This is a genomic window from Halomonas sp. A11-A (assembly GCF_003182195.1).
Taxonomy (GTDB): domain Bacteria; phylum Pseudomonadota; class Gammaproteobacteria; order Pseudomonadales; family Halomonadaceae; genus Halomonas; species Halomonas alkalicola.
In genome coordinates this window covers 60,032-85,608 of the sequence record NZ_QGTM01000005.1, presented here as the reverse complement: position 1 = coordinate 85,608, position 25,577 = coordinate 60,032, and the positions used below count along the sequence as shown (strand labels likewise).

Genomic DNA, 25,577 nt, shown 5'->3' with positions numbered 1-25,577 from the left:
GCCGGCTCGCGTCAGGAGGCCGCGTCGAAGTCGACCAGCACCCGGCCGGTCATCTCCTCCGGCACCGGCTGGTCCATCAGGGCCAGCAGGGTCGGGGCGATGTCGCACAGGCTGCCGTCGTCCTGAAGCCGTGCCGGGCGCGGCCCCACGTAGATCAGCGGCACCTCGAAGGTGGTGTGGGCGGTCTGGGGATTGCCGGTCTCGGGGTTGACCATCTGCTCGGCGTTGCCGTGGTCGGCGGTCACCAGACAGGCACCGCCGACCTTCTCGATCGCCTCCACCACGCGGCCCACGCAGCTGTCGACGGCCTCGATGGCCTTCACCGCGGCGTCGAAGACGCCGGTATGGCCGACCATGTCGCCGTTGGCGTAGTTGCAGACGATCAGGTCGTAGTCGCCGGACTCGATGGCCGCCACCAGCTTGTCGGTGACCTCGACGGCGCTCATCTCCGGCTTCTCGTCGTAGGTCTTCACGTCCTGGGGGGAGGGCACCAGGATCCGGGTCTCGCCTGCGTACTCGGCCTCGCGGCCGCCGGAGAAGAAGAAGGTGACGTGGGCGTACTTCTCGGTCTCGGCGATGCGCAGCTGGGTCAGGCCGCGGGCCTCCATCACCTCGCCCAGGGTGTTGGTGAGCGACGCCGGCGGGAAGGCCGCGGGGGCGGGGATGTCGGCGGCGTACTGGGTCAGCATCACCAGGCCGTCGGCGGCGAGACGCGGGCAGGCGCGGCGCTCGAAGCCGGCGAAGGCCTCCTCGACGAAGGCGCGGGTCAGCTCCCGGGCGCGGTCGGCGCGGAAGTTCATGAAGATGGCGGCGTCGCCCTCTTCGAGCACCACCGGGGCGCCGGTGGGGCGGATGCTGGTCGCGGCCACGAACTCGTCGGTCTCGCCGCGCTCGTAGGCGGCGCGCAGCCCCTCCTCGGCGCTCACCGCCTCGAACTCGCCGACGCCCTCGGTGAGCAGGCGGTAGGCCTTCTCGACCCGATCCCAGCGGTTGTCGCGGTCCATGGCGTAGTAGCGGCCGATAATGGAGGCGACGAAGCCGTTGTTGGCGCCGACCAGCTCGGCGAGGCGCCCGTTGGCGCGCTCCAGCGAGGCCAGGGCGCTCTTGGGCGGCATGTCGCGACCGTCCAGGAAGGCGTGGACGTAGATGCGCTGCGCGCCGCGGCGGGCAGCCAGCTCGGCCATGGCGATGAAGTGCTCCTCGTGGCTGTGCACGCCGCCCGGGGAGAGCAGGCCCAGCAGGTGCACCGCCCGGCCCGCCGCCACGGCGGCATCGATGGGCGCGGTCAGGGCGTCGATGAGATCCAGGTCGCCGTCCTCGATCGCCTTGGTGATGCGGGTGAAGTCCTGGTAGACGACGCGGCCGGCGCCGAGGTTCATGTGGCCCACCTCGGAGTTGCCCATCTGGCCGTCGGGCAGGCCCACGTGGCGGCCGTCGGTGTGGATCAGGGTCGCCGGATGTTCCCTCTGCAGGCGATCCATCACCGGGGTGCGAGCGGCCAGCACGGCGTTGTGGGCGGCGTCCGGGTTATGGCCGTAGCCGTCCAGGATGATCAGGGCGACCGGGCGTGGCGTGCTCTGGCTGGCGGGGTTCGTCATGGGGCTGTCCTCGATGCGTGGCTGGCGACACCTCAGTGCCCGGGATGGCGTGCAGCGCAGGCGCTGCGCCGGTGTGCTGCCCCGGGGCGGCCGGGAAGCGGGCGGGGTCGCGGCAGATGGCGGATTGCGGCATGATATCGTATGGCGCCGCCGGGCGTCATTGCCGGCCGCAGCCCGCGGGACGTCGTGTATACTGGGCGCCGTTCAATCGGCGGGCCGCCCGGCCCCGGCCTTCCCTTCGTGCACCGAGACAAGAGTTATCTGGACCCATGATCGATCAGCTGTTTGAATTCGTGCAGAACCACCCGCTGCTGGTGGGCGCCTTCCTGATGGTGCTGACCGCCTGGATCCTCTACGAGGTTCGCAACAGCAGCGCCAACGGCGTGACCGCGAGCGAGGCGACCCAGCTGATCAACCGCGAGGATGCGGTGGTGGTGGATATTCGCGATGCCGACGCCTTTAAGGCCGGCCATATCGCCGGGGCGCGCAACATCCCCCAGAGCCGCATCGACGAGCGCCTGGGCGAGCTCCACAAGGTCAAGGAGAAGCCGATCATCGTGGTCTGCAAGTCGGGCCAGACGGCGGGCATGACCGTGGCCAAGCTGGCCAAGGCCGGCTACCCTCGCGTGTTCAAGCTCAAGGGCGGCATGATGCAGTGGCAGGCCGACGGCCTCCCGGTCGTGCGCAAGTAACCCCCTTCATCGATCCCACTTCGTTCATCGAGTCAAAGGACCTTTCCCATGGCGGAAGAGAACAACCAGAACGCCGCAGCCGGCAACCCGGCGGCCGGCCAGCAGGACAAGCCCCAGCTGCAGTTCTCCGTGCAGCGCATCTACGTCAAGGACATCTCCTTCGAGGCGCCCAACTCGCCGGCGGTCTTCCAGCAGCCCTTCAAGCCCAAGGTCGGCCTGGACCTCAATACCTCCAGCCGTCAGGTGGGCGAGGGCCTCTATGAGGTGGTGATCAAGGTCACCGCCCAGGTGACCCACAGCGAGGAGGGCACCACCTCCTTCCTGGCCGAGATCGAGCAGGCGGGCCTCTTCCGCATCGCCGGCATCGAGGGGGCCCAGCTGGAGCACACCCTGGGCGCCTTTTGCCCCAATGTGCTCTTCCCCTATGCCCGCGAGTGCATCGACAACCTGGTCAACCGCGGCGGCTTCCCGCCCCTGATGCTGGCGCCGGTCAACTTCGAGGCGATCTACGCCCAGAAGAAGAAGCGCGAGGCCGAGCAGGCCCAGGCTCAGGCAACCCAGTAAGGGCGACGGCGACCCGTGACGACCCACCGGAAAGCGCCGCGCATCCACGTCGCCGCCGACTTCATCGTCGGCGGCGATGTCGTTCTGCCCGAGGGGCCGGCTCGCCACGTGGCGCGGGTGCTGCGCCTGGGCGAGGGCGCCCCGCTGCGCCTCTTCGACGGCATGGGGCAGGAAGCCAGTGCCCTGCTGGTGGAGGTCTCGCGCAAGCGGGTGGTGGCGCGCATCGAGTCCGTCGCAGCGGGCGGCGGCGAGTCGCCGCTGGCCGTGCACCTGGGCCAGGCGATCTCCAAGGGCGATCGCATGGACTACGCCATCCAGAAGGCCGTGGAGCTCGGGGTGGCGGCCATCACGCCGCTCTACACCGAGCACGGCGACGTGCGCCTCAAGGGTGAGCGCGAGGCGAAGAAGCTCGCCCACTGGCAGGCCGTGGCGGCCAGCGCCTGCGAGCAGTGCGGCCGTGCGGTGGTGCCGCCGGTGCATCCGCCGCTGACGCTGGCCGAGTGGCTGGCCGAGCGCGGCGAGGCGCTGCGGCTGGTGCTGCATCCGGCCACCGACGCCCAGGGCGGGCTCGAGGGGGAGGCTGCCCCGGCCGGCGTGGCCTTGCTGATCGGCCCCGAAGGGGGGCTCGCCGAGGACGAGGTCGAGGCCGCCCGGGCCGCCGGCTTCGCCGCGCTCACCCTGGGGCCGCGCATCCTGCGCACCGAGACCGCCCCGGTGGTGGCGCTGAGCCTGCTGCAGTACCGCTTCGGGGATCTGTGAGCGCTCGCTGCCCCTTCTCATCCCTGGCTTCTGAGGAACATCGCCATGTCCGATTCCCGTGAACCGCGCACGCCGCGTCCCGCCGCCGGCCGGCGCTACCGTGCCCCGAAGTGTGCGGTGGGCGAGGTCGCCTACCTGGAGGTGGTCACCGTCAACGAGACCGGCGCCTTTCTCGACTGGGGGCATCCCAAGGACCTGCTGCTGCCCTACGGCGAGCAGCGCTTCCGGCCCAGCGTGGGCAAGCGGGTGCTGGTGAGGATCTACGAGGATCAGCAGGGGCGGCCGGTGGCCTCCCAGAAGCTCGACCGCTTCGTTGCCGACGAGGCCGAGGGTCTCGCGGCGGGCGACGAGGTGACCCTGGTGATCGCCGAGCAGACCGATCTCGGCCTCAAGGCGGTGGTCGACCATCGCTGCTGGGGGCTGCTCTATCGCGACGACATCACCCGGCCGCTGCGTCGCGGCCAGCGCCTGACCGGCTACGTGAAGCGCCTGCGCGAGGATGGTCGCCTGGACCTCTCCCTGCTGCCCCCGGGCGCGGCGCGCCTCGACGTGGTGGGCGAGACGGTGCTCAAGGCGCTGCGCGAGAGCGGTGGCTACCTGCCGCTGGGCGACAAGAGCGATGCCGCCGAGATCAAGGCGCGGCTGGGGGTGAGCAAGAACGCCTTCAAGCAGGCCATCGGCCGGCTCTACAAGCAGCGCCTGATCACCCTTTCGCCCACCGGCATCCGGCTGGCGCCCGGCGGCGAGTAGCCGGCATACTGGCATCATCCATTCACTCGACCGGAACCCCGAGCCCATGAGCGAACGCGCCCCGAAGATCGGCGTGGTGATGGACCCCATCGCCGACATCGCCTACAAGAAGGACACCACCCTGGCCATGCTGTGGGCCGCCCAGGACCGCGGCGCCTCGCTGCACTACTTGGAGCAGGAGGACCTCTTCCTGCGCGACGGCCGCGCCTTCGGCCGGCTGCGCGACCTCACCGTGCACCGCGACCCCGCCCACTGGTACGACCTCGGCGAGCCCGAGCCGCGCCCCCTGGCCGAGCTCGACGTGATCCTGATGCGCAAGGACCCGCCGGTGGACGCCCACTTCCTCAACGCCGTGCACCTGTTGGGCTTCGCTGAGCGCGAGGGGGTGCTGGTGGTCAACCCCACCCGAGCTCTGCTCGAGTGCAACGAGAAGCTCTTCGCCCAGCAGTTTCCCCAGTGCTGCACCCCGACCCTGGTCTCCTGCAACGAGGCCGAGCTGCGCGCCTTCCACGCCGAGCACCAGGACGTGATCTACAAGCCTCTGGACGGCATGGGCGGCAGCGGCATCTTCCATGTGCGCCCGGATGGCCGCAACCTCGGCGCCATCATCGAGACCCTCACCGAACGCGGCCAGCGCCAGATCATGGCCCAGCGCTATATCCCCGAGATCCGTGACGGCGACACCCGCATCCTGCTGGTGGATGGCGAGCCGGTGCCCTATGGCCTCGCCCGGGTGCCCATGGCCGGCGAGACCCGCGGCAACCTGGCCGCCGGCGGCACCGGAGTGAGCCGCGAGCTCACCGAGCGCGACCACTGGCTGATCGGCCAGGTGCAGCCGATGATCCGTGACAAGGGGCTGATGTTCGTCGGCCTCGACGTGATCGGTGACTACATCACCGAGATCAACGTGACGAGCCCCACCTGCGTGCGCGAGATCGACGACCAGCGCGGCACCGATATCGCCGGGCTGCTGCTCGACGCCATCGAGCGCCGGCTCGCTGAGCGGCGGGCCTAGCACAGGGGGGCGGGAGAGCCCATGAGCGCCTGCGTCAACGACCCCATCCGCTATGCGCCAGTGACCCGGCCCCATCGCCACTGGCTGGCCTGGTCCCTGGCGCTGCTGCTGCACCTCGCGGTGATCGGCGTGGTGGCCAGCTGGCAGTTCGCCCCGGCGCCGGCGGAGCGCACCAGCCTGGACGTGGTGCTGGTCACCCGCCCCAGCGAGGCGCCGGTGACGGCCGACGCCATCGCCGAGGCCGACCAGCAGGCCGCCGGTGAACAGCAGGAGGAGGCGCCGGCGGAGTCCCGCGCGGCGCCCATGGAGGAGCTGCCGCTGGTGCAGGAGAGCGTCAGCGACGTGGACCCGGCCACCCCGGCCGAGCCGGAGCAGGCGCGCCTCGAGCCTGAGGCCCGCCCCGACGAGCGGGCGCCGCCCGCCGCCGACAGCGAGGAGGCGCCGGAGACGCCCCCCGAGCCCCGCGAGAGCGCCCCCCAGGCGGCGGATTCCGCCGCCCCGCCCAGCGTCACCGCGCCCTCCGCCTCGGGCCGCGACCTGCTGGCCCAGGCGACCCGCAGCATCCGCGAGCAGGGTTTCAGCCCGGAGGCGGCGGGCCCCGCGGGCGACAGCCCGCAGCTGGCCGCCCAGCGCGCCGCCGAGGCGCGCTACATCGACGACTGGACCCGCCGGGTGGAAGACTACGGCAACCGCGTGCATCCGGCGCCGCGCCATCTGCAGGGACAGCTGCGCATCCGCGTGGTGATCGGCCGCGACGGCGGGCTTCGCCAGGCGGAGGTGGTACAATCCTCGGGACATGCCGAACTCGACCAGGCCGCGCTGGACACCGTCCACGGTGCGGCGCCCTATCGCCCCTTCGATGCGGGCATGGGCAGCCTGGACTCCCTCTCCATCACCCGCGTCTGGCGGTTCGGCCAAGGCAATCACTACGGCGTGCGCTAGGACCGCCGGGGAGTCTCATGCAACATTTCGGTTTGAAGGATCATTTCCTGATGGCGATGCCGCACCTGGAAGATCCCAACTTCGCCGGTAGCCTGAGCTACCTGTGCGACCATGACGAGAAGGGCACCATGGGGGTGATCGTCAATCGGCCGCTGGAGCTGACCCTCGAGGCGCTCTTTGAGCAGCTGGAGCTCGGCGGCAAGGAGAGCCCCCATCGCAACGCGCCGGTCTACTTCGGTGGGCCGGTGCACAGGGATCGCGGCTTCATCCTGCATCGCGGCGCAAGCACCCCCTGGGACTCCAGCATCCAGGTCACCGAGGAGCTGGCCCTGACCACCTCCATGGACATGCTCCAGGCGCTGGCCGCGGGCGAGGGGCCCGAGGACTTCCTGGTCTGCCTGGGCTGCGCCGGCTGGGAGGCCGGCCAACTGGAGCAGGAGATCCTCGACAACGCCTGGCTCACCGTGGAAGGGCGCTCCGACATCCTCTTCGAGGTGCCGCCGGAGCAGCGTCTGGGGGCCGCCGCCGGCATCCTCGGCATCGACCTCAACCTGATGACCCGCGAGGCGGGGCACTCCTGATGGCGGCAGGGCAAGGCTGATGGCACGGGAAGGCGAGCGGCTGATCCTGGGGTTTGACTTCGGCACCCGGCGCATCGGCGTGGCGGTGGGCAACGAACTGCTGGCCAGCGCCCGCGAGCTCGACCCCCTGCCGGCCCGGGACGGCATCCCCGACTGGCAGCAGGTGGCCCGGCTGGTGGAGGAGTGGCGCCCCGACCTCTTCGTGGTGGGACTGCCGCTGACCGCGGAAGGGGAGGAGCAGCTGATGAGCACCCGCGCCCGCAAGTTCGGCAAGCGCCTGTTCGGCCGCTTCGGGGTGCCCTGCGAGATGGTCGACGAACGCGGCTCCACCGGCGAGGCCAAGGTGATCGCTCGGGAACGCGGCCACCGCGGCAACTACCGGGAGGCGAGCGTCGACGGCATCAGCGCGGTGCTGATCGTCGAGCGCTGGTTCGCCGCCCGGGAGGGGCTGCCCGGCCGCTGAGCGACGAGCTCAGGCCGGGTCGGCCCGATCGAAGTCCTTCACCGAGAGCCCGGCGAACTTCTCCAGGAAGAACACCAGGGTCGCGGGGTGGTGGAAGCGCTCCTCGAACTGCTCCTGCTGGCCGTCACGCCGGCGCGTCACGCTGGCCCGGTACTCGTCGCCCGCCTTCACCACCTGCACGCTGGCCTCCCGGTCGCCCTCGCGCTTCTGCGCCTCGAGCCGCGACTGCCCCTCCAGCAGCGTTTCCAGCTGCCGCGCGGCCGCGAGCTCCTCGGGGGTGGCCCAGATCGCCTGATCGCGGTCGCCATAGCGGTAGAGGATCACCACCAGCAGCAGCGCGAAGACCGCGCTGGTCAGCATCCAGGTGATGGTGACGCCGTCCAGGGAGACCGACAGCAGCACGAAGAGCTGCGCCACCGCCCCCACGGCGAGCACCCCGGCCAGCGGCCGCCACATCCGCGGCCCCATGACCCCGCGCTTGAGGATGTATCCCCACAGCCCCGCCACGGCCAGTAGGCCCACCACCAGGTGCACCATGGCCAGCGGGGTGCCGCCGCCGGCCAGCAGGGCGATCGCCCCGATCAGCAGCAGCAGGCTGTAGAACACCGCCAGTAGGCGGTAGGCGCGTTGCAGGCTCATGGGTCTCTCCTCGCAGGCTGATGTCAGACATCAAGCATAGGCGAAGCGCGCCGAAGCGCCTCCCGTCAGAGCTCGCGGTCGTCAACGCCCACGCGGGTCGGCACGAACCAGCGCACCGGGCGCAGCTCCTTCTCGATCAGCTCATCCACCTGCAGCAGGGTGGCGAAGATCGCCATGCGCACCGGGATGCCGTTGTCGGTCTGGCGGAAGATCGCCAGGCGCGGGTCACCGTTGAGGTCCACGTCGAGGTCATTGGCGTCCGGGCGGCTATCCCGGGGCAGCGGGTGCATGACGATGGTGCTGTCGTTGCAGCGGCCATCCAGGAAGGCGCGGTCCACGGTGAAGTCCCGCGACAGGCTGAAACCCTCGCTCATCTCCTCGGTGAAGCGCTCCTTCTGGATGCGGGTGGTGTAGACCACGTCCACGTCGCCGAAGTCGCTGGCCAGGCTGTCGCGCTGCTCCACGCGGTGGCCGCGGGAGGTCACCAGGTCGATCAGGTGGCTCGGCATCTCCAGCCCCGGCGGCGCCACCAGGGTGATGCGCAGCGGTGCGTAGAGGGAGAGCAGCTTGATCAGCGAGTGCACGGTGCGGCCGAACTTCAGGTCGCCGGTCATCAGCACGTGGGCGCCGGCCAGCTGCTTGCCCAGGCGGGTGAACTCCTTGTCGATGGTGTAGAAGTCGAGCAGCGCCTGGCTGGGGTGCTCGCCGGGACCGTCGCCGCCGTTGATCACCGGCACGTTGGTGGCGGCGGCGAACTCCGCCACCGAGCCCAGCTCGGGGTGGCGCATCACGATGGCGTCGCAGTAGCCGCTCATCACCCGGCTGGTGTCGTAGAGCGACTCGCCCTTGGCCATGGAGGAGAAGGTGAAGCCGGTGGTGTCGCAGACGCTGCCGCCCAGCCGGCAGAAGGCCGCGTTGAAGCTGACCCGGGTGCGGGTGCTGGCCTCGAAGAAGAGGTTGCCGAGCACGGCCCCCTCCAGCACGCGGGTGACCTGGCGCCGCTGGGCGATGGGCTCCATGCGGGCGGCGACCCGCATCAGGTGATCGACATGGTCACGGGTCAGGGAATCGACGGAGAGCAGGTGGGAACTCATCGGCGCGGCCTCGGCTGGCGGGGGAGTGGACGGCCGCTAGTGTACTCCGCCGCGGCGGTGGCTTCACGACCCCGCGGCGTTACCACGCCTCCGGGATGCGCCCCCCCAGCCGGGCGGTGATCTCGGCGGCGGTATCGCGCACCAGCTCGCCCAGCTCCAGCAGGCGCGCCTCGGGGATGCGCGCCACGGGGCCGGAGACGGAGATGGCGGCCAGGGGGATGCCGTGCTCGTCGTGGAGACAGGCGGCCACGCAGTGCAGGCCGATGGCGTGCTCCTCGCGGTCGCAGGCGAAGCCCAGGCGACGGATCTCGGCGAGCCCTTCCCGCAGGGTCTCGGGGGTGTGCAGGGTGTTCTCGGTCACCCGGGAGAGCCCCTGCTCGGCGAGGATGCGTTCCAGCTCGTCGTCGGGGAGCCAGGCCATCAGCGCCTTGCCGACCCCGGAGGCGTGCAGCGGCGCCCGGGAGCCCAGCCGGGTGATCATGCGCATCATCTGGGACGACTCGCTCTGGGCCAGGAACACCGCGGTGCCGTCGTCGCGGATGCCCAGGTTGGCGGTCTCGCCGGTCAGGGCGGTGAGGCGGCGCAGGAAGGGGCGGCTGGTGGCCACGAAGTCGCGGGCCTCGAGGAAGCTGTTGCCGATGCGGAAGGTCTTGACGTCGATCTTCCAGACGCCGAGCTCGCTGTCCTGGGTGACGAAGCCCTGTCCCTGCAGCGCCTGGAGCAGGCGATGGGTCGTCGAGGGGGCGAGATCGGCCTGTTCGGCCAGCTCCGAAAGCGCAAGCCCCCCGGGGCTCGCCGAGAGGCGCTCGAGCAGGTTGAGCCCGCGTACCAGCGACTGGCTGTGGCCGCCGCTGGCCTTCCCCGATCCCGCGGGGCGTCCCGCCGTCCTGCGCTTGACCTCGCTCACCCTCGACTCTCCTCGTATCGGCTGCCCGCTATGGGCCACAGGATACCCTGTCGGCCGCGGGCTGTCGCGCCTGCGGAAATCACTTCCACACCCTCTCTGCACGAGGCCGGCGACCCTTGCGATCGCCGGCCCCCGGCGCTATCGAGGGCGCCCCGAGCTATCGATGCTGCCCTGAACTATCGATGTCGCCCCGAACTACCGATGTCGCCCCGAACTATCGATGTCGCCACTGCGGCGGGCGCTTCTCGATAAAGGCGTCGATGCCCTCGCCGGCGTCCTCGGCCATCATGTTGCAGGCCATCACCTCGCCGGCGAAGGCGTAGGCCTCGTCCAGGGGCATCTGCAGCTGGCGCTGGAACATGCCCTTGCCGGTGCGCACCGCCACCGCGCTCTTGGCGCAGATGCTGTCAGTGAGCGCGGCCACGGCCTCGTCCAGGGCGTCGTCCTCGGCCACGCGGTTGATCAGCCCCCAGTCGCGGGCGGTCTCGGCATCGATGAACTCGCCGGTGAGCAGCAGCTCCATGGCGCGCTTGCGGGAGACGTTGCGCGACAGCGCCACCGCCGGGGTGGAGCAGAAGAGCCCGGCATTGATGCCGGAGACGGCGAAGCGCGCCGAGCGTGCGGCCACGGCCAGGTCACAGCTGGCCACCAGCTGGCAGCCGGCGGCGGTGGCGATGCCCTGCACTCGGGCGATCACCGGTATCGGCAGCTCGACGATGGCCTGCATCACCCGGCCGCAGCGGGCAAAGAGCTCCTGGTAGTAGGCCTTGTCGGGGTTGGCGCGCATCTGCTTGAGGTCGTGGCCGGCGCAGAAGGCACGCCCCTCGGCGGCGATCACTACGCAGCGCACGCTGCCATCGTTGGCCAGGCGGCCGAGCTCCTCCTTGAGGGCGACCAGCATCGCCTCGGAGAGGGCATTGAAGCTCTCCGGGCGGCTGAGGGTCAGGGTGGCCACGCCGCCTTCATCGCGGCGCCGCAGGGGCGGAGTCGAGTCGCTCATCATGGTCTCCCGGTTGTTGTTCGGCGTCTGACGCCCAGCCTAGCGCGCGCGGCCGTGGGCGCGCACTTCGACCATGGATAGTTCGACCATGGAGAGTTCGACCATGGAGAGTCCGGCCATGGAAAGGGGAGCGAGGCCCCTGAACACAAACCGCCGCGTCGAATGACGCGGCGGCAGGCCTTGCGGGAGGCGGCGGGAGGCGTCAGGCCTGCTGGCCGCTCTCGGAGTAGAGCACGCGCACCTTGAGGGTGTGTTCCACCTGGCGAAGGGCATCGAGGGCCTGGGGGCCGTAGGCCTTGTCGACGTCGATCACCACGTAGCCGACCTTCTCGTTGGTCTGAAGGTACTGGCCGGCGATGTTGATGCCGTTCTCGGAGAGCACCCGGTTGATCTCGGACATCACGCCCGGCACGTTGTCGTGGATATGCAGCAGGCGATGCTTGTCCGGGTGGGCCGGCAGGGCGACCTCGGGGAAGTTGACCGAGGTGACGGTGGTGCCGTTGTCGGAGTAGGTGACCAGCTTCTCGGAGACCTCGATGCCGATGTTCTCCTGGGCCTCCAGGGTGGAGCCGCCGATGTGCGGGGTGAGGATGACGTTGTCCAGGCCGCGCAGCGGGCTCTCGAACTCCTCGTCGTTGCCCTTGGGCTCCACCGGGAAGACATCGATGGCCGCGCCGTTGAGCTTACCGGCCTTGATGGCGTCGGCCAGGGCCTCGATTACCACCACGCTGCCGCGGGCGGCGTTGATCAGGATGGCGCCCTCTTTCATGCGGGCGATCTGCTCGGCGCCGATCATCCACTTGGTGGAGGGCAGGTCGGGCACGTGCAGGCTGACCACATCGGCACGACGCAGCAGCTCGTCGAGACTGCCCACCTGGCGGGCGTTGCCCATGCCCAGCTTGGTCACCACGTCGTAATAGATGACGTCGAAGCCCAGCGACTCGGCCAGTACGGAGAGCTGGGAGCCGATGCTGCCGTAGCCGACGATCCCCAGGGTCTTGCCGCGGGCCTCGTGGGAGTTCTTCGCCGACTTCTGCCAGCCGCCGCGGTGGGCCAGGGCGTTCTTCTCGGGGATGCCGCGCAGCAGCATGATCGCCTCGGCCAGCACCAGCTCGGCCACCGAGCGGGTGTTGGAGTAGGGGGCGTTGAAGACCGGGATGCCGCGCACCAGGGCCGCGGTGAGGTCGACCTGGTTGGTGCCGATGCAGAAGCAGCCCACGGCCACCAGCTTCTCGGCAGCGGCGAAGACGCGCTCGTTGAGCTGGGTGCGGGAGCGAATGCCGATGAAGTGCACGTCGCGGATCTTCTCGATCAGCGCCGCTTCGTCCAGCGAGGTGGGCAGGTGCTCGATGTTCGAGTACCCGGCGTTGTGCAGATTGTCCACCGCGCTCTGGTGGACCCCCTCGAGCAGCAGGACCTTGATCTTGCTCTTGTCCAGGGACGTCTTGGCCATGGTCGAATCAACCCCTTCCGGCGCGTGCCGCATGCAGTGACAGGTAGGAAAAAAGAGGCGCTATTCTAGCACAGGCCCGGCATGAGCCAGGATGAAAATGCTGCGCTGCCAAGATGAACGCCATGCAAGTCAGGGCACCCGGCACCGGGGCAGACGACCCCCGGGGGGGAGCGTGTATACTGTCGCCTTTCGAGACGCCGGATGCAGTCGGCAGCGGGGCGAGGAGAGCGATGGCGGAGCGCAGGCAGCGGCCCGATGGCCAGCAGAGTGACGGGGCGGAGGCGACCGATTTCGCCACCACCGTCGATCGCCTCGAGCGGCTCGTGGAGCGGCTCGAGTCCGGCGAGCTGTCGCTGGAGGACTCCCTGGCCGCCTTCGAGGAGGGCATTCGCCTGACCCGCGACGCCCAGCGCCGCCTCGACGAGGCGGAGCTCAGGGTGCGCACCCTGACCGAGGGCGCCGAGGGCGGCATGACCCTGACGCCCTTCGCCCCTCCCGCGGAGGATGAGAGTGAACGCTGAGACCCTGGCGGCCGGCCTGGCCGCGGATCGTGCCCGGGTGGATGCCCGGCTGGAAGCGCTGTTCGGCGAGCGGGGCGCCGCGGTGCCGCGCCTGGATGCCGCCATGCGCCACGGCGTGCTGGTGGGCGGCAAGCGGCTGCGCCCGGTGCTGGTCTATGCCGCCGGTCGCGCCCTGGGCGCGGCGGACGACGCCCTGGACGCGCCGGCCATGGCCATCGAGCTGGTCCACGCCTACTCCCTGGTCCATGACGATCTGCCGGCCATGGATGACGACGACCTGCGCCGCGGCCAGCCCACGGTACACAAGGCCTATGACGAGGCCACCGCGATCCTGGCCGGTGACGCCCTGCAGGCGCTCGCCTTCGAGGTGCTGGCCCGCTCCACCCACCCGCGGCTGGCCGCCATGCTGGTCACCCTGGCCGAGGCCGCCGGCCGCGACGGCATGGTGGCCGGCCAGGCGCTGGATCTGGCGGCCGTGGGCGGCCACCCCGACGTGGCAGCGCTGGCCATCATGCATGGCCACAAGACCGGCGCGTTGATTCGTGCCGCGGTGCGCCTGGGCGGGCTCGTCGCCGTGGCCGAGGGGGACCCGCGCCTGGCCGCTCTGGACGACTACGCCCGAGCCATCGGCCTGGCCTTCCAGATCCATGACGATGTGCTCGATGTGACCGGCGACACCGCCACCCTGGGCAAGGCGTCCGGGGCGGATGCCGCCCGCGACAAGCCCACCTATCCGAGCCTGCTGGGGCTCGAGGGGGCCCGTGCCCGCGCCGGCGAGCTGGTGGAGGAGGCCCTGGCGGCCCTCGCCCCGCTGGGCGACGGTGCCATTCCCCTGAAGGCCCTGGCCCGCTACATGATCGAGCGCGACCACTGACACGACAGATGATCCCATGAAGCTGTTCGATGAGATTCCCGCCGAGCGTCCGGCCACGCCACTGCTCGACACCCTGGACACCCCGGCCGCGCTGCGCGCCATGTCCACCGTGCAGCTGGCGCAGGTGGCCGACGAGCTGCGCGCCTACCTGCTCTACAGCGTGGGGGTCTCCGGGGGGCACTTCGGGGCCGGCCTCGGCGTCGTGGAGCTCACCGTGGCCCTGCACCAGGCGCTGGAGACCCCCCACGACCGCCTGGTGTGGGACGTGGGCCACCAGGCCTATCCCCACAAGATCCTCACCGGGCGCCGCGAGGCGATGCCGAAGATCCGCCACCACGGCGGCCTGGCCGCCTTCCCGCGCCGCGCCGAGTCGGAGTACGACACCTTCGGCGTGGGCCACTCCAGCACCTCCATCTCCGCGGCCCTGGGCATGGCGCTGGCCGCCCGGGCCCGCGGCGAGGCGCGGCGCACCTGCGCGGTGATCGGCGACGGTGCCCTCACCGCCGGCATGGCCTTCGAGGCCCTGGCCCATGCCGGCCACGTGGATGCCAACCTGCTGGTGGTGCTCAACGACAACGAGATGTCGATTTCCGAGAACGTCGGCGGCATCGCCAGCTACCTGGCGAGGATCCTCTCCAGCAAGCCCTACCTCACCATGCGCGAGGGGGGCAAGAAGGTGCTCTCCCACCTGCCCGGGGCCCTGGAGCTGGCGCGGCGCACCGAGGAGCACATGAAGGGCATGGTGAGCCCGGCCACGCTCTTCGAGGAGATGGGCTTCAACTACATCGGCCCCATCGACGGCCACGACCTGCCGCTGCTGGTGCAGACCCTGCGCAACCTGCGCGACCTGGAGGGCCCCCAGTTCCTCCACGTGCGCACCCGCAAGGGACGCGGCTTCCTGCCCGCCGAGGCCGACCCCATCGGCTACCACGCGATCACGAAGTTGGAAAAGAGCGAGCCCGAGAAGCACGGCGATCCCCCGGCGCCCCTCCAGCCGGACAGGAAGGCCCCCGCGCCGAAAAAGAAGTACTGCAACGTCTTCGGCGACTGGATCTGCGACATGGCCGCCGCCGATGCGCGGCTGATCGGCATCACCCCGGCCATGCGCGAGGGCTCCGACCTGGTGCGCTTCTCCCGGGAGTATCCCGAGCGCTACTTCGACGTGGCCATCGCCGAGCAGCACGCGGTGACGCTCGCCGCCGGCATGGCCTGCGAGGGCATGAAGCCGGTGGTGGCGATCTACTCCACCTTCCTGCAGCGCGGCTACGACCAGCTGATCCACGATGTGGCGGTGCAGGACCTCGATGTCACCTTCGCCATCGACCGCGCCGGCCTGGTGGGCGAGGACGGCCCCACTCACCACGGCAGCCTCGACCTCTCCTTCCTGCGCTGCGTGCCCGGGCTGGTGGTGCTGGCACCCGCCGACGAGGCGGAGTGCCGCGCCATGCTCAGCGCCGCCTATCATCACCCGGGTCCCGCCGCGGTGCGCTACCCGCGCGGCAGCGGCCCCGGGGTCGAGATCCCGTCACACCTCGAGCCCATCGCCATCGGCCAGGCCGAGACGCGCCGCGAGAGCGGTGCCGAAGCGGGGCGGCGAGTGGCCCTGCTCGCCTTCGGCAGCCTCAATACCCCGGCCGCCGAGGTGGCCGAGCGTCTCGATGCCAGTCATCTCAACATGCGCAGCATCAAGCCCCTGGACCGCGCGGCGGTGCTGGCCGCCGCCGCGGACCACGACCTGCTGGTGACCCTGGAGGAGAACGTGGTGGCCGGCGGGGCGGGCAGTGCGGTCAACGAGCTGCTGGCCGCCGAGGGCGTGAAGGCGGAGGTGCTCAACCTGGGGTTGCCCGACGCCTTCGTCGAGCACGGCAAGCCCGCCGAACTGCTCGCCGAGTGCGGCCTGGATGCGGAGGGCATCGAGGCGGCGATCAGGGCGCGGCTGGGCTAGCCCTTGCGTTCGATATCCACGTCGCTGGCCTGGGTGAAGTCGCCCAGCGCCATCATGTGGCCGAGCTTGCCGGCCTTGGTGGAGAGGTACTGCTCGTTGTGGGGGTTGAGCCCGGTGGTCAGCGGGACGCGCTCCGCGATGTGCACGCCGGCGCTGGTCAGAGCCTCGACCTTGCGCGGGTTGTTGGTCATCAGCCTGAGCGAGGCGATGCCCAGGTGCTCGAGCATCGGCACGCAGAGGTCGTAGCGACGCAGGTCGGCGCCGAAGCCGAGCTGCTCGTTGGCCTCCACGGTGTCGGCCCCCTGGTCCTGCAGGTGGTAGGCGCGAATCTTGTTGAGCAGGCCGATGCCGCGCCCCTCCTGGCGTAGGTAGAGCAGCACCCCGCGCCCCTCGTCGGCGATGCGCTTGAGCGCTTCCTGGAGCTGGTAGCCGCAGTCGCAGCGCATCGAGAAGAGGGCGTCGCCGGTCAGGCACTCGGAGTGGACCCGCCCCAGCACCGGCTCGCCGTCGGCCACGTCGCCCAGGGTCAGGGCGATATGGTCCTTGCCGGTGGCCTCGTCCTCGAAGCCGTGCATGGTGAAGGTGGCCCAGGGGGTGGGCAGTCGAGAGGCGGCGATGAAGCGAATCGTCACTGGGTACCTCGGTATCAGGCCGCGGGCGGTGCCGCAGAGTGGTGGGCCATTCTAGCAGGAACGGCGGCGTGGCTCACGGGCAGCTTGAGATCAGGTCGAGCCGGCGCTGCCGCCACCGTGGGGCTTGGCCTCGGTCAAGCCTGGCGTGCGGTGATGCGCTACAATGGCGCGACATTTCCCGTGGATGACCGCCTGCATGGAACTCAAGAACGATCGCTTTCTGCGCGCCCTGGCGCGTCAGCCTGTGGACCGCACCCCGGTATGGATGATGCGCCAGGCCGGCCGCTATCTGCCGGAGTACCGCGCCACCCGCGCCGAGGCCGGCGACTTCATGGATCTCTGCCGCAACCAGGGCCTGGCCTGCGAGGTGACCCTGCAGCCGCTGGAGCGCTACCCGCTGGACGCGGCAATCCTCTTCTCGGATATCCTCACCATCCCCGATGCCATGGGCCTGGGGCTCTACTTCGAGACCGGCGAGGGGCCGAAATTCCGCAAGCCGGTGCGCAGCGCCGAGGACGTCGCGGCGCTGACCGTGCCCGACGCCGAGCGCGACCTGGACTACGTGATGCGGGCGGTCTCCACCATCCGCCGCGAGCTCAACGGCAGGGTGCCGCTGATCGGCTTCTCCGGCAGCCCCTGGACGCTCGCCACCTACATGGTGGAGGGCAGCTCCAGCAAGGACTTCCGCCACGTCAAGACCATGCTCTACGACACGCCCAGCGTGATGCATGATCTGCTCGACACCCTGGCCACGGCGGTCACCGACTATCTCAACGCCCAGATCCGCGCCGGCGCCCAGGCGGTCCAGATCTTCGACACCTGGGGCGGCGTGCTCTCCACCCCGGCCTACCTGGAGTTCTCGCTGCGCTACATGGAGCAGATCGTCGCCGGCCTGATCCGCGAGCACGAAGGGCGCCGCGTGCCCGTGATCCTGTTCACCAAGAACGGCGGCCAGTGGCTCGAGGACATCGCCCTGGCGGGCCCCGATGCCGTGGGCCTGGACTGGACGACGGAACTGGCCGATGCACGCTCTCGGGTCGGCCACAAGGTGGCCCTGCAGGGCAACCTGGACCCCAATGTGCTGTTCGCCCGTCCGGCGGCGATTCGCGCCGAGGTGGCGCGCATCCTCGACAGCTACGGCGCGGGCCCCGGCCACGTCTTCAACCTGGGCCACGGCATCAGCCAGTTCACCAACCCGGACAACGTCACCGCCTTCATGGAAGCCCTGCACGAGCTGAGCCCGGCTTACCACCGCCGGATCCAGCATGGCTGAGAGGCCCCTGCTGAGCTGGCTTGAACGTCTGCACGACCGGCGCCGCCTGTGGGCGGCGCTGGCCGTTCTCGGGGCGCTGGCCATCGCCCTGGGCAGCCTGACGCCGGGCAGCCAGATGCCCTCGAACCTGCCGTGGGACAAGGCCAACCACTTCCTCGGCTACGCGGGCCTCGCCGGGCTGGTCGGCCTGGCCGGGGTGCGCCTGCCGCTCGCCTTCCTGGTTGCCGTGCTCTACGGCATCGCCATCGAAGTCGCCCAGATCCCGGTGCCGGGCCGCAGCGGCGGCGACTGGGCCGATATCCTCGCCAACTCCCTCGGCGCCGCCTTCGCGGTGCTGCTGCTGGCCGGATTCCGGCGCTGGCTGCGTTGAGCCCCCGCTCAGGCGACCCTCGACCACTGAGCCGCGCTCGCGGAACGCTGCCTCGACCTAGAGGCGCGGCTCCCGGGTCGGCGTGGCCTCGACCTGGTCGCCGGCCAGGTCCAGTGAGGGCTCCCGGGCGGCCTGCCGGGTGCGCAGCGGTTCGGCGGGTCGCCGTACCCGTGCGCTGCCCACCACGCTGTCGTCGGGGGCCAGCGCACGGGCGTCGCTGGTCCAGGCGGTGCCGGGGTCATGCACCGCCGGGCGGCGTTCGAAAGAGCGGGTAATCACCGGCCCGGCGCCGAGCTGGCCGGCCAGATGGTGGGGCAGCAGCCACAGCTCGGCAAGCAGGCGCAGCGCCACCGTGGCCAGCAGCCACAGGCCGCCGCCCAGTGCCAGCGCTGGCCAGGCCTCCGCCCAGCCCAGCGGGGCGAGCCAGGGAGTGCGGGGCACCAGCCACAGGGCGGCGCCGGCCGCGAGAGCGAGCTGCAGCAGCAGGTGACAGGTGAGCAGGGTGCCGCGGGACAGCGGGCGGCGGGGAAACAGGAACTGTTGCATCGGGGTCCTCCCGGAGGCACATCGTGATGATGAGACGGCCGACCTCCCTGCCGGCTTACCCGAATGCTACCCCAGTTGCGTCCCGGCTGCAGTTCCTGGCGTGTGCCCGCATCGGGTGGTTGACCGCCGTCATGGTGCTTGCCATGGTTGATCCAGAGGCGGCCGGCGCGGCGTCGGCCGTCGACCCACCGGTATCAAGGAGTGGCTATGACGACCTATATCGTGGTGGCAGACGCATCGCGGGCGCGGATCTTCACCCGCGATGGGCTCAAGCTGGTCGAGCAGGAGAGCCTGGTGCATACGGCCAGCCGGCTTCATGAGGGGGACCTGGTGACTGACCGCGGCGCCGACGTGCACGAGTCGACCGCGACCACGGCGCGCTCCTCCGGCGGCGAGAACACGGCGCGCACCCATGAAGAGATGATCTTCGCCAAGGAGGTGGCCGAGCGCATCTACCGGGCCCGGGTCGACAACGCCCTGCAGAAGCTGATCCTGGTCGCGCCGCCGCGCTTCCTGGGGCAGCTGCGCGACAAGCTCGACGGGCCGACGTCCAAGCTGGTCATCCACTCCCTGGCCAAGGATCTCTCCAAGGCGAGCCTGGAGGATATTCAGGAGGCGGTCAGCGACATGCGCTGAGCGGCCGGCGGTCTTCTGCCCACGAAAATCGGGCCCGGCCATGATGGCTGGGCCCGATGTCATTGACGGGAGGCCTTCAGGGCACCGGCGGAAGATCGATCTGGTCGCTACGGGTGATCCCCTCGGTCATCTGCCGGCACAGTTTGAGGAACTCGCGCATGCCGGTGGCCAGGTACTTGTGGCGGTGCCAGATGAAGGCGAACTGGCGGCTCAGGTCCAGCTCCGGGGTGGGAATCGGCACCAGGCTGCCGCGGCGGAAGGCGTCGCGCAGGGCCAGCTTCGACACGCAACCGATACCCAGTCCCGATTCCACGGCACGCTTGATCCCCTCGGTGTGCTCCAGCTCCAGCAGCACGTTGAAGCGGCCGCGGCGGTGCCGTGCGGCCTGCTCCAGGGTCAGGCGGGTGCCCGAGCCCTGCTCGCGCATGATCCAGGCCTCGCGCAGCAGTCGTTCCAGCTCCACCGGGCCGCCCCCCGCCAGCGGGTGACGCGGTGAGCAGAACACCGCCAGCTCGTCCTCCACCCAGGGCTGGGTGACCACATCCTCCGCCTCGCAGTGCCCCTCGATCAGGCCCAGGTCCAGCTCATGGTGGCGCACGCCCTCGATGATGGCGCGGGTGTTGCGCACCGCCAGGCGCACCCGGCTGCCGGGGAAGCGCTGCATGAAGTCGCCGATCAGCAGGGTGGCCAGGTAGTTGCCGATGGTCAGGGTGGCGCCCACGTCCAGGGTGCCGATGCCCTGGCGGCCGCGCAGCAGCTCTTCGACCTCCTCGGCGCGGTCGAGCAGTGCCACCGCCTTGGGCAGCAGCTGGAAGCCCAGGGCGTTGAGCTTCAGGCGCTTGCCGATGCGGTCGAGCAGCTGGCAGTCGAACTGGCGCTCCAGCTCGCCCAGGGCCGTGCTGGTCGCGGACTGGGAGAGCGACAGGGCACGGGCCGCCCGGGAGACGCTCTCGTGCTGGGCCACGGCGACAAAGACCTCGAGCTGGCGCAGGGTGAAACGCATGACGCAGGGCTCCGATGATCTATATCAAGGCTGTGGATAAGCGTTATCCATACAATCCATTTAACAGATAATGCGCCTTCCCTTAGAATTCAATGCAAATATTGACCAATTATCTATTCCTTTTTGGAATATAAAGCCTTTCGGGAATACAAGGAGCCGTCATGAGCAAGTTTGCCCTGGAAGAGGTGCTCAGCGTCCACCACTGGAACGACACCCTGTTCAGCTTCCGTACCACCCGCGAGCGCAGCCTGCGCTTCAAGAACGGCCAGTTCGTGATGATCGGCCTGGAGGTGGGCGGCAAGCCGCTGATGCGCGCCTACTCCATCGCCAGCCCCAACTACGAGGACCACCTCGAGTTCTTCAGCATCAAGGTGCCGGACGGCCCGCTGACCTCGCGGCTGCAGCACCTGAAGGTGGGCGATCAGATCATGGTCAGCCGCAAGCCCACCGGCACCCTGGTCACCGACGACCTGCTGCCGGGCCGTAACCTCTACTTCCTGTCGACGGGCACTGGCCTTGCGCCCTTCATGAGCCTGATCCAGGACCCGGAGGTCTACGAGCGCTTCGAGAAGGTGGTGCTGATCCACGGCGTGCGCAGCGTCAGCGAGCTGGCCTATGCCGATTTCATCCAGAAGGAGCTGCCGGCCCACGAGTACCTGGGCGACGAGATCAAGGAGAAGTTGGTCTACTACCCCACGGTGACCCGCGAGGCGTTCCACACCATGGGCCGCCTCACCGACCATATCCGCACCGGCAAGCTGTTCGAGGACACCGGCCTTGCGCCCATGGACCCCAAGCAGGATCGCGCCATGATCTGCGGCAGCCCCGCCATGCTCGACGAGACCAGCGCGCTGCTCGACGACCTGGGCTTCAAGATCTCCCCGCGCATGGGCGAGCCCGGCGACTACGTGATCGAGCGGGCCTTCGTCGAGAAGTAAGCACCAGGCCTCAGGCCCCAAGCAAAACCCCCGGTGCCAAGGCATCGGGGGTTTTGTGTGTATCGCCCTTGAACTCAGGCTGGCTCTGCGGCGTTAGACCGCGTCCTTGCCCGTTTCACCGGTGCGGATGCGGATCACCTGCTCGAGAGGCGTCACGAAGATCTTGCCGTCGCCGATCTTGCCGGTGTTGGCGACTTGGGTGATGGCGTCGATCACCTTCTCGGCCATGTCGTCGTCCACGGCCACCTCCAGCTTCACCTTGGGCAGGAAGTCCACCACGTACTCGGCGCCGCGATAGAGCTCGGTGTGCCCCTTCTGGCGACCGAACCCCTTCACCTCGGTCACGGTGATCCCCTGGACGCCGATCTCGGAGAGGGATTCCCTCACGTCGTCGAGCTTGAAGGGCTTGATGATGGCGGTCACCAGTTTCATGGTCGGACTCCTCGTCTGTTCGGTGCGGTGGCCGAGCCACTCGCTTGCGCCTGATCGCCCTCTAGCATACACCGCGGCGGGCGGGATGAAAAAAGGCCCCCGAAGGGGCCAGGTGGAGCATGCCGTCTCACTCGGTGAGCATGGCCATCACTTCTTGGCGATGCTGAACTCGGGGTAGGCCTCCAGGCCGCACTCGGCCAGGTCGACGCCCTCGTACTCCTCTTCCTCGCTGACGCGGATGCCCATCACCGCCTTGAGCACCACCCAGACGATCAGGCTGGCGACGAAGACCCAGGCGAAGATGCCGACGATGCCGAGCAGCTGGGCGCCGAAGGTGGCGTCGCCGTTGGAGAGCGGCACCGCCAGCAGGCCCCAGATGCCCACTACGCCGTGCACCGAGATGGCACCGACCGGGTCGTCGATCTTCAGCTTGTCCATGGCCACGATGGAGACCACCACGATGGCGCCGCCCACGGCGCCGATCAGGGTGGCGCCCAGCGCGGAGGGGGCCAGCGGCTCGGCGGTGATGGCCACCAGGCCGGCCAGGGCGCCGTTGAGGGCCATGGTGAGGTCCGCCTTGCGGAACCACAGCTTGGCCAGGATCAGGGCGGCGATCACGCCACCGGCGGCTGCGGCGTTGGTGTTGACCAGTACCTGGGCGACGTTGTTGGCGGAGTCCACGTCGGAGACCTTGAGCTCGGAGCCGCCGTTGAAGCCGAACCAGCCCATCCACAGGATGAAGGTACCCAGGGTCGCCAGCGGCAGGTTGGCACCGGGGATGGCATAGATGCTGCCGTCCTTGCCGTACTTGCCCTTGCGGGGGCCGAGGATCAGCACGCCGGCGAGAGCCGCGGAGGCGCCTGCCATGTGCACGATGCCGGAGCCGGCGAAGTCGGAGAAGCCGGCGGCGTCGAGCCAGCCGCCGCCCCAGGTCCAGAAGCCGGAAACAGGGTAGATGACACCGGTCATCACCACGGCGAAGGCCAGAAAGGCCCACAGCTTCATGCGCTCGGCCACGGCGCCGGAGACGATGGACATGGCGGTGGCTACGAACACCACCTGGAAGAAGTAGTCGGCGCGCATGGAGTAGTAGGGGGCGTCGTCACCGCCGGCCAGCACCGCATCGGCGCTGTTCTCGCCGCCCAGCAGGAAGCCCAGGTTGGGCAGAATGCCGCCCTCGGGGCTCGAGTACATGATGTAGTAGCCCATCAGCAGGTACATGGTGCAGGCGATGGCGAACAACGCGATGTTCTTGGTGAGGATCTCGGCGGTGTTCTTGGAGCGGACAAGGCCAGCCTCGAGCATCGAGAAGCCGGCGGCCATCCACATCACCAGCACGCCGCAGATCAGGAAGTAGAAGGTATCGAGCGCATAGCTCAGCTCTGTCAGTTCACTCATGGCAGTCTCTCCAGAGGCAGGAAACGATCAGACGGCGTCGGCACCGCGTTCGCCGGTGCGGATGCGGATGATATCCTCGAGCGGGGTTACGAAGACCTTGCCGTCGCCGATCTTGCCGCTATTGGCGGCGCCGCAGATGGCATCCAGGACGGTCTCCAGGCGGCTGTCGTCCACGGCGACCTCGACCTTGACCTTGGGCAGGAAGTCGACGACGTACTCGGCGCCGCGATAGAGCTCGGTGTGCCCCTTCTGGCGGCCGAAGCCCTTGACCTCAGTGACGGTGATGCCCTGGACGCCGTTGTCGGCCAGCGCCTCGCGGACGTCGTCCAGCTTGAATGGCTTGATGATGGCGGTGATGAGTTTCATCCCTTGTCTCCCCGGTTGCGTTGGGTATGGGCGCGGCGGCCACATGCCCTGCCACTTGCGCCAAACGTGCCAATGCCTGGCAAATGCATCTAAAAACAGATGGTTGGGTGGGGGCTTCGGCCGCGTGGCCGATCCTCCGGGGAAGGGGGACAGGGCAGTTGCACCGTGCTGGTGCCGGGTCGTGGTGCAGGTGCGCCATCCTGGCGCACCAGCAGGGCATGCGTTCGCGGCAGGCCATGCGTATCCTGTAGCCGGCATTCCACACGTTCAGGAGAGACCCATGGTGAGCCATGACCGTATCAGTCGACTGGCCCAGCAGATCGGCGAGCGCCTGCAGGGCGCGTCCCAGGCGCCGGAGGAGGTGCAGAAGGGGATTCAGCAGGTGGTGCGCGGCGCCTTCGAGCGTCTGGAGCTGGTCTCCCGGGAGGACTTCGACATCCTGATGGATGTGCTGCAGCGCACCCGCGCCCGTGTCGAGGCGCTGGAGCAGCAGGTGGCGGCGCTGGAGAGTCTGCTCGAGGCGCGCACCGTCGAGGTGCCGGCGCCGGCGCCGTCGGCGGAGGCCCCCGAGGCTCCCGAGGGGGATGCCGGCGGCGGCGAAGTCGGCCGCTAAGCCTGCCGGGCAGGCCGGTGTCTCCTGGGCTAGCCTGAGGGCAGGATTCCAGGCGAGGGAATGCCCATGACGCTGGCGATCGTCCATACCCGTGCGGGCCTCGGCCTCGAGGCCCCCGAGGTGCAGGTGGAGGTGCATCTGGCCAACGGCCTGCCGGGGATGACCCTGGTGGGGTTGCCCGAGGCGGCGGTGAAGGAGAGCCGCGAGCGGGTGCGCAGCGCCCTGGTCAACGCCGGCTTCGACTACCCCCTGCGCCGCATCACCCTCAACCTGGCCCCCGCCGACCTGCCCAAGGAGGGAGGGCGCTTCGACCTGCCCATCGCCCTGGGGCTGCTGCTGGCCTCGGGGCAGCTGCCCCCGGAGGCCCTTGCGGACATCGAGAGCGTCGGCGAGCTGGCTCTGGACGGCGGCCTGCGGCCGATCACCGGCGTGCTGCCCCTGGCCCTGGCCACCCGCCGTGCCCGGCGACGGCTGATCGTGCCGCGGGCCAACGCCGACGAGGCGGCGCTCGCTGGCGACCTCGAGGTGCTGCCCGCCGACCACCTGCTGGACGTGGTCGCCCATCTGCTGGGCCAGGCGCCCATCGCGCCGCACCGGCTGGCGTCTCCGCCGGAGGCGGCGACATCGCTGCCCGATCTCGCCGAGGTGCGCGGCCAGTACCAGGCGCGCCGCGCCCTGGAGGTGGCCGCCGCGGGCTCCCACAACCTGCTCTTCGCCGGCCCGCCGGGCACTGGCAAGACCATGCTGGCCAGCCGCCTGCCGGGCATCCTGCCGCCGCTGACCGAGGAGGAGGCGCTGGAGGTGGCGGCGGTGCGGTCGGTGAGCGGCCTGCCGCTGGCCGCCGAGTGGGGTCGCCGCCCCTTTCGGGCGCCGCACCATACCGCCAGCGCCGTGGCCCTGGTAGGCGGCGGCTCGAAGCCGCGACCCGGGGAGATCTCGCTGGCCCACCACGGGGTGCTGTTCCTCGACGAGCTGCCGGAGTTCTCGCGCCACGTGCTGGAGGTGATGCGCGAGCCCATGGAGTCGGGCCAGATCCATATCGCCCGGGCCAGCCACCAGCGCCGCTTTCCGGCGCGCTTCCAGTTGGTGGCGGCCATGAATCCCTGTCCCTGCGGCCACCTGGGCGATCCCCGCCAGGCCTGCCACTGCACCGCGTCCCAGATCCAGCGCTACCAGGCGCGGCTCTCCGGGCCGCTGCTCGACCGCATCGACCTGCAGGTGGAGGTGCCGGCGCTGCCGCCGGAGCAGCTCACGGCGGCCACAGCGGGGGAGTCCTCGGCGATCGTCCGCCGGCGGGTGGTGGCCGCCCGGGAGCGGCAGCTGGCGCGGGGGGCGCTCAATGCCCACCTGGCGGGGCGGGAGCTGGAGGTGGCCTGCGACCTCGCCAGCACCGACCGCGCCTGGCTGGCGCAGGTGCTGGAGCGGCTCAGGCTATCGGCACGGGCCTACCACCGGGTGCTGCGGGTGGCGCTGACCCTGGCCGACCTGGCCGGCGAGCCGAAGCCGGCCCGGGAGCAGCTGATCGAGGCGGTCGGCTATCGGCAGCTGGATCGGCTGCTCAAGGGGTAGAGGC

29 protein-coding genes are annotated in these 25,577 nt (G+C 69.8%); 17 read left to right on the top strand and 12 right to left on the bottom strand.

Annotation, left to right across the window (positions count from 1 at the left end; all coding sequences use genetic code 11):
- Positions 1–11 precede the first annotated feature (11 nt).
- Positions 12–1,598, bottom strand: coding sequence for a 2,3-bisphosphoglycerate-independent phosphoglycerate mutase (gpmI, locus tag DER72_RS05890; RefSeq protein ID WP_110069075.1), 1,587 nt, complete (start codon positions 1,596–1,598; stop codon positions 12–14).
- A gap of 269 nt (positions 1,599–1,867) precedes the next feature.
- Here gpmI and DER72_RS05885 point away from each other — a divergent pair, with 269 nt between their 5' ends.
- The 8 genes from DER72_RS05885 to ruvX are packed head-to-tail and all read left to right on the top strand — an operon-like array spanning position 1,868 to position 7,364.
- A complete protein-coding gene (locus tag DER72_RS05885; protein ID WP_110069074.1) occupies positions 1,868–2,290 on the top strand; it encodes a rhodanese-like domain-containing protein in 423 nt (140 codons plus the stop codon).
- A gap of 48 nt (positions 2,291–2,338) precedes the next feature.
- Positions 2,339–2,854: a protein-export chaperone SecB gene (gene secB, locus DER72_RS05880; protein WP_110069073.1), complete on the top strand. Its 516-nt coding sequence runs from the start codon at positions 2,339–2,341 to the stop codon at positions 2,852–2,854.
- 15 nt (positions 2,855–2,869) lie between these two features.
- The gene (locus DER72_RS05875; protein WP_110069072.1) at positions 2,870–3,613 is read left to right on the top strand and encodes a 16S rRNA (uracil(1498)-N(3))-methyltransferase; all 744 of its coding nucleotides are present in this window, start codon (positions 2,870–2,872) and stop codon (positions 3,611–3,613) included.
- A gap of 45 nt (positions 3,614–3,658) precedes the next feature.
- Complete coding sequence (locus DER72_RS05870) at positions 3,659–4,363, top strand: S1 RNA-binding domain-containing protein (protein ID WP_110069071.1); 705 nt, start codon at positions 3,659–3,661, stop codon at positions 4,361–4,363.
- A gap of 46 nt (positions 4,364–4,409) precedes the next feature.
- Positions 4,410–5,378 (top strand): glutathione synthase, encoded by a 969-nt coding sequence (gshB, locus tag DER72_RS05865; protein ID WP_110069070.1) that lies wholly within the window; start codon positions 4,410–4,412, stop codon positions 5,376–5,378.
- A 21-nt stretch (positions 5,379–5,399) separates the two neighbouring features.
- Positions 5,400–6,320, top strand: coding sequence for an energy transducer TonB (locus DER72_RS05860; protein ID WP_110069069.1), 921 nt, complete (start codon positions 5,400–5,402; stop codon positions 6,318–6,320).
- Positions 6,321–6,337: 17 nt separating this feature from the next.
- Positions 6,338–6,901 carry a YqgE/AlgH family protein gene (locus DER72_RS05855; protein ID WP_110069068.1) on the top strand — a complete coding sequence of 188 codons (564 nt, stop codon included), beginning with the start codon at positions 6,338–6,340 and terminating at the stop codon, positions 6,899–6,901.
- A gap of 19 nt (positions 6,902–6,920) precedes the next feature.
- On the top strand, positions 6,921–7,364 hold the full coding sequence (gene ruvX, locus DER72_RS05850) for a Holliday junction resolvase RuvX (protein ID WP_110069067.1): 444 nt from the start codon (positions 6,921–6,923) through the stop codon (positions 7,362–7,364).
- 9 nt (positions 7,365–7,373) lie between these two features.
- Here ruvX and DER72_RS05845 read toward each other — a convergent pair whose 3' ends face one another.
- From DER72_RS05845 to serA, 5 genes are all read right to left on the bottom strand, one after another.
- On the bottom strand, positions 7,374–8,003 hold the full coding sequence (locus DER72_RS05845) for a hypothetical protein (protein WP_110069066.1): 630 nt from the start codon (positions 8,001–8,003) through the stop codon (positions 7,374–7,376).
- 65 nt (positions 8,004–8,068) lie between these two features.
- Entirely contained in the window at positions 8,069–9,097 is a 1,029-nt protein-coding gene (gene pyrB, locus DER72_RS05840; RefSeq protein ID WP_110069065.1) for an aspartate carbamoyltransferase, read from the bottom strand.
- Between the two features lie 79 nt (positions 9,098–9,176).
- On the bottom strand, positions 9,177–10,004 hold the full coding sequence (locus DER72_RS05835; RefSeq protein ID WP_110069064.1) for an IclR family transcriptional regulator C-terminal domain-containing protein: 828 nt from the start codon (positions 10,002–10,004) through the stop codon (positions 9,177–9,179).
- A gap of 214 nt (positions 10,005–10,218) precedes the next feature.
- On the bottom strand, positions 10,219–11,004 hold the full coding sequence (locus tag DER72_RS05830) for an enoyl-CoA hydratase (protein WP_205527564.1): 786 nt from the start codon (positions 11,002–11,004) through the stop codon (positions 10,219–10,221).
- Positions 11,005–11,206: 202 nt separating this feature from the next.
- Entirely contained in the window at positions 11,207–12,457 is a 1,251-nt protein-coding gene (serA, locus tag DER72_RS05825; RefSeq protein ID WP_110069062.1) for a phosphoglycerate dehydrogenase, read from the bottom strand.
- Between the two features lie 230 nt (positions 12,458–12,687).
- Between serA and DER72_RS05820 the strand changes: the two genes are divergently transcribed.
- The 3 genes from DER72_RS05820 to dxs are packed head-to-tail and all read left to right on the top strand — an operon-like array spanning position 12,688 to position 15,797.
- Positions 12,688–12,978: an exodeoxyribonuclease VII small subunit gene (locus tag DER72_RS05820; protein ID WP_110069061.1), complete on the top strand. Its 291-nt coding sequence runs from the start codon at positions 12,688–12,690 to the stop codon at positions 12,976–12,978.
- Positions 12,968–13,852, top strand: a complete 885-nt coding sequence (locus DER72_RS05815) for a farnesyl diphosphate synthase (RefSeq protein WP_258306211.1) — start codon at positions 12,968–12,970, stop codon at positions 13,850–13,852. The genes DER72_RS05820 and DER72_RS05815 overlap by 11 nt, the downstream gene beginning before the upstream one ends.
- 16 nt (positions 13,853–13,868) lie before the next feature.
- A complete protein-coding gene (gene dxs, locus DER72_RS05810) occupies positions 13,869–15,797 on the top strand; it encodes a 1-deoxy-D-xylulose-5-phosphate synthase (protein ID WP_110069059.1) in 1,929 nt (642 codons plus the stop codon).
- Here the strand turns inward: dxs and ribA are convergent.
- On the bottom strand, positions 15,794–16,429 hold the full coding sequence (ribA, locus tag DER72_RS05805) for a GTP cyclohydrolase II (protein ID WP_110069058.1): 636 nt from the start codon (positions 16,427–16,429) through the stop codon (positions 15,794–15,796). The two genes, dxs and ribA, sit on opposite strands and share 4 nt — an antisense overlap.
- A 196-nt stretch (positions 16,430–16,625) precedes the next feature.
- Between ribA and hemE the strand changes: the two genes are divergently transcribed.
- The gene (gene hemE / locus DER72_RS05800; protein WP_110069057.1) at positions 16,626–17,702 is read left to right on the top strand and encodes a uroporphyrinogen decarboxylase; all 1,077 of its coding nucleotides are present in this window, start codon (positions 16,626–16,628) and stop codon (positions 17,700–17,702) included.
- Positions 17,695–18,072: a VanZ family protein gene (locus tag DER72_RS05795; RefSeq protein ID WP_110069056.1), complete on the top strand. Its 378-nt coding sequence runs from the start codon at positions 17,695–17,697 to the stop codon at positions 18,070–18,072. Before hemE ends, DER72_RS05795 begins: the two co-directional genes overlap by 8 nt.
- 57 nt (positions 18,073–18,129) lie before the next feature.
- Here the strand turns inward: DER72_RS05795 and DER72_RS05790 are convergent, their stop codons facing one another.
- Positions 18,130–18,618, bottom strand: a complete 489-nt coding sequence (locus DER72_RS05790; protein ID WP_110069055.1) for a hypothetical protein — start codon at positions 18,616–18,618, stop codon at positions 18,130–18,132.
- A gap of 207 nt (positions 18,619–18,825) precedes the next feature.
- On the opposite strand from DER72_RS05790, the gene DER72_RS05785 reads away from it, so the two are divergent.
- A complete protein-coding gene (locus tag DER72_RS05785; protein WP_110069054.1) occupies positions 18,826–19,254 on the top strand; it encodes a host attachment protein in 429 nt (142 codons plus the stop codon).
- Between the two features lie 76 nt (positions 19,255–19,330).
- On the opposite strand, the gene DER72_RS05780 is transcribed toward DER72_RS05785, so the two are convergent.
- Positions 19,331–20,257, bottom strand: a complete 927-nt coding sequence (locus DER72_RS05780; protein WP_110069053.1) for a LysR family transcriptional regulator — start codon at positions 20,255–20,257, stop codon at positions 19,331–19,333.
- A 161-nt stretch (positions 20,258–20,418) separates the two neighbouring features.
- Here DER72_RS05780 and DER72_RS05775 point away from each other — a divergent pair, with 161 nt between their 5' ends.
- Entirely contained in the window at positions 20,419–21,195 is a 777-nt protein-coding gene (locus DER72_RS05775) for a ferredoxin--NADP reductase (RefSeq protein WP_110069052.1), read from the top strand.
- 93 nt (positions 21,196–21,288) lie between these two features.
- On the opposite strand, the gene glnK is transcribed toward DER72_RS05775, so the two are convergent.
- From glnK to DER72_RS05760, 3 genes are all read right to left on the bottom strand, one after another.
- Positions 21,289–21,627, bottom strand: a complete 339-nt coding sequence (gene glnK, locus DER72_RS05770; protein ID WP_110069051.1) for a P-II family nitrogen regulator — start codon at positions 21,625–21,627, stop codon at positions 21,289–21,291.
- 147 nt (positions 21,628–21,774) lie between these two features.
- Positions 21,775–23,025 (bottom strand): ammonium transporter, encoded by a 1,251-nt coding sequence (locus DER72_RS05765; RefSeq protein WP_110069050.1) that lies wholly within the window; start codon positions 23,023–23,025, stop codon positions 21,775–21,777.
- Positions 23,026–23,052: 27 nt separating this feature from the next.
- Positions 23,053–23,391, bottom strand: a complete 339-nt coding sequence (locus tag DER72_RS05760) for a P-II family nitrogen regulator (RefSeq protein WP_110069049.1) — start codon at positions 23,389–23,391, stop codon at positions 23,053–23,055.
- A gap of 280 nt (positions 23,392–23,671) precedes the next feature.
- On the opposite strand from DER72_RS05760, the gene DER72_RS05755 reads away from it, so the two are divergent.
- Positions 23,672–24,004, top strand: coding sequence for an accessory factor UbiK family protein (locus DER72_RS05755; protein ID WP_110069048.1), 333 nt, complete (start codon positions 23,672–23,674; stop codon positions 24,002–24,004).
- A gap of 66 nt (positions 24,005–24,070) precedes the next feature.
- Positions 24,071–25,573 (top strand): YifB family Mg chelatase-like AAA ATPase, encoded by a 1,503-nt coding sequence (locus DER72_RS05750; protein WP_110069047.1) that lies wholly within the window; start codon positions 24,071–24,073, stop codon positions 25,571–25,573.
- Positions 25,574–25,577: the final 4 nt, after the last annotated feature.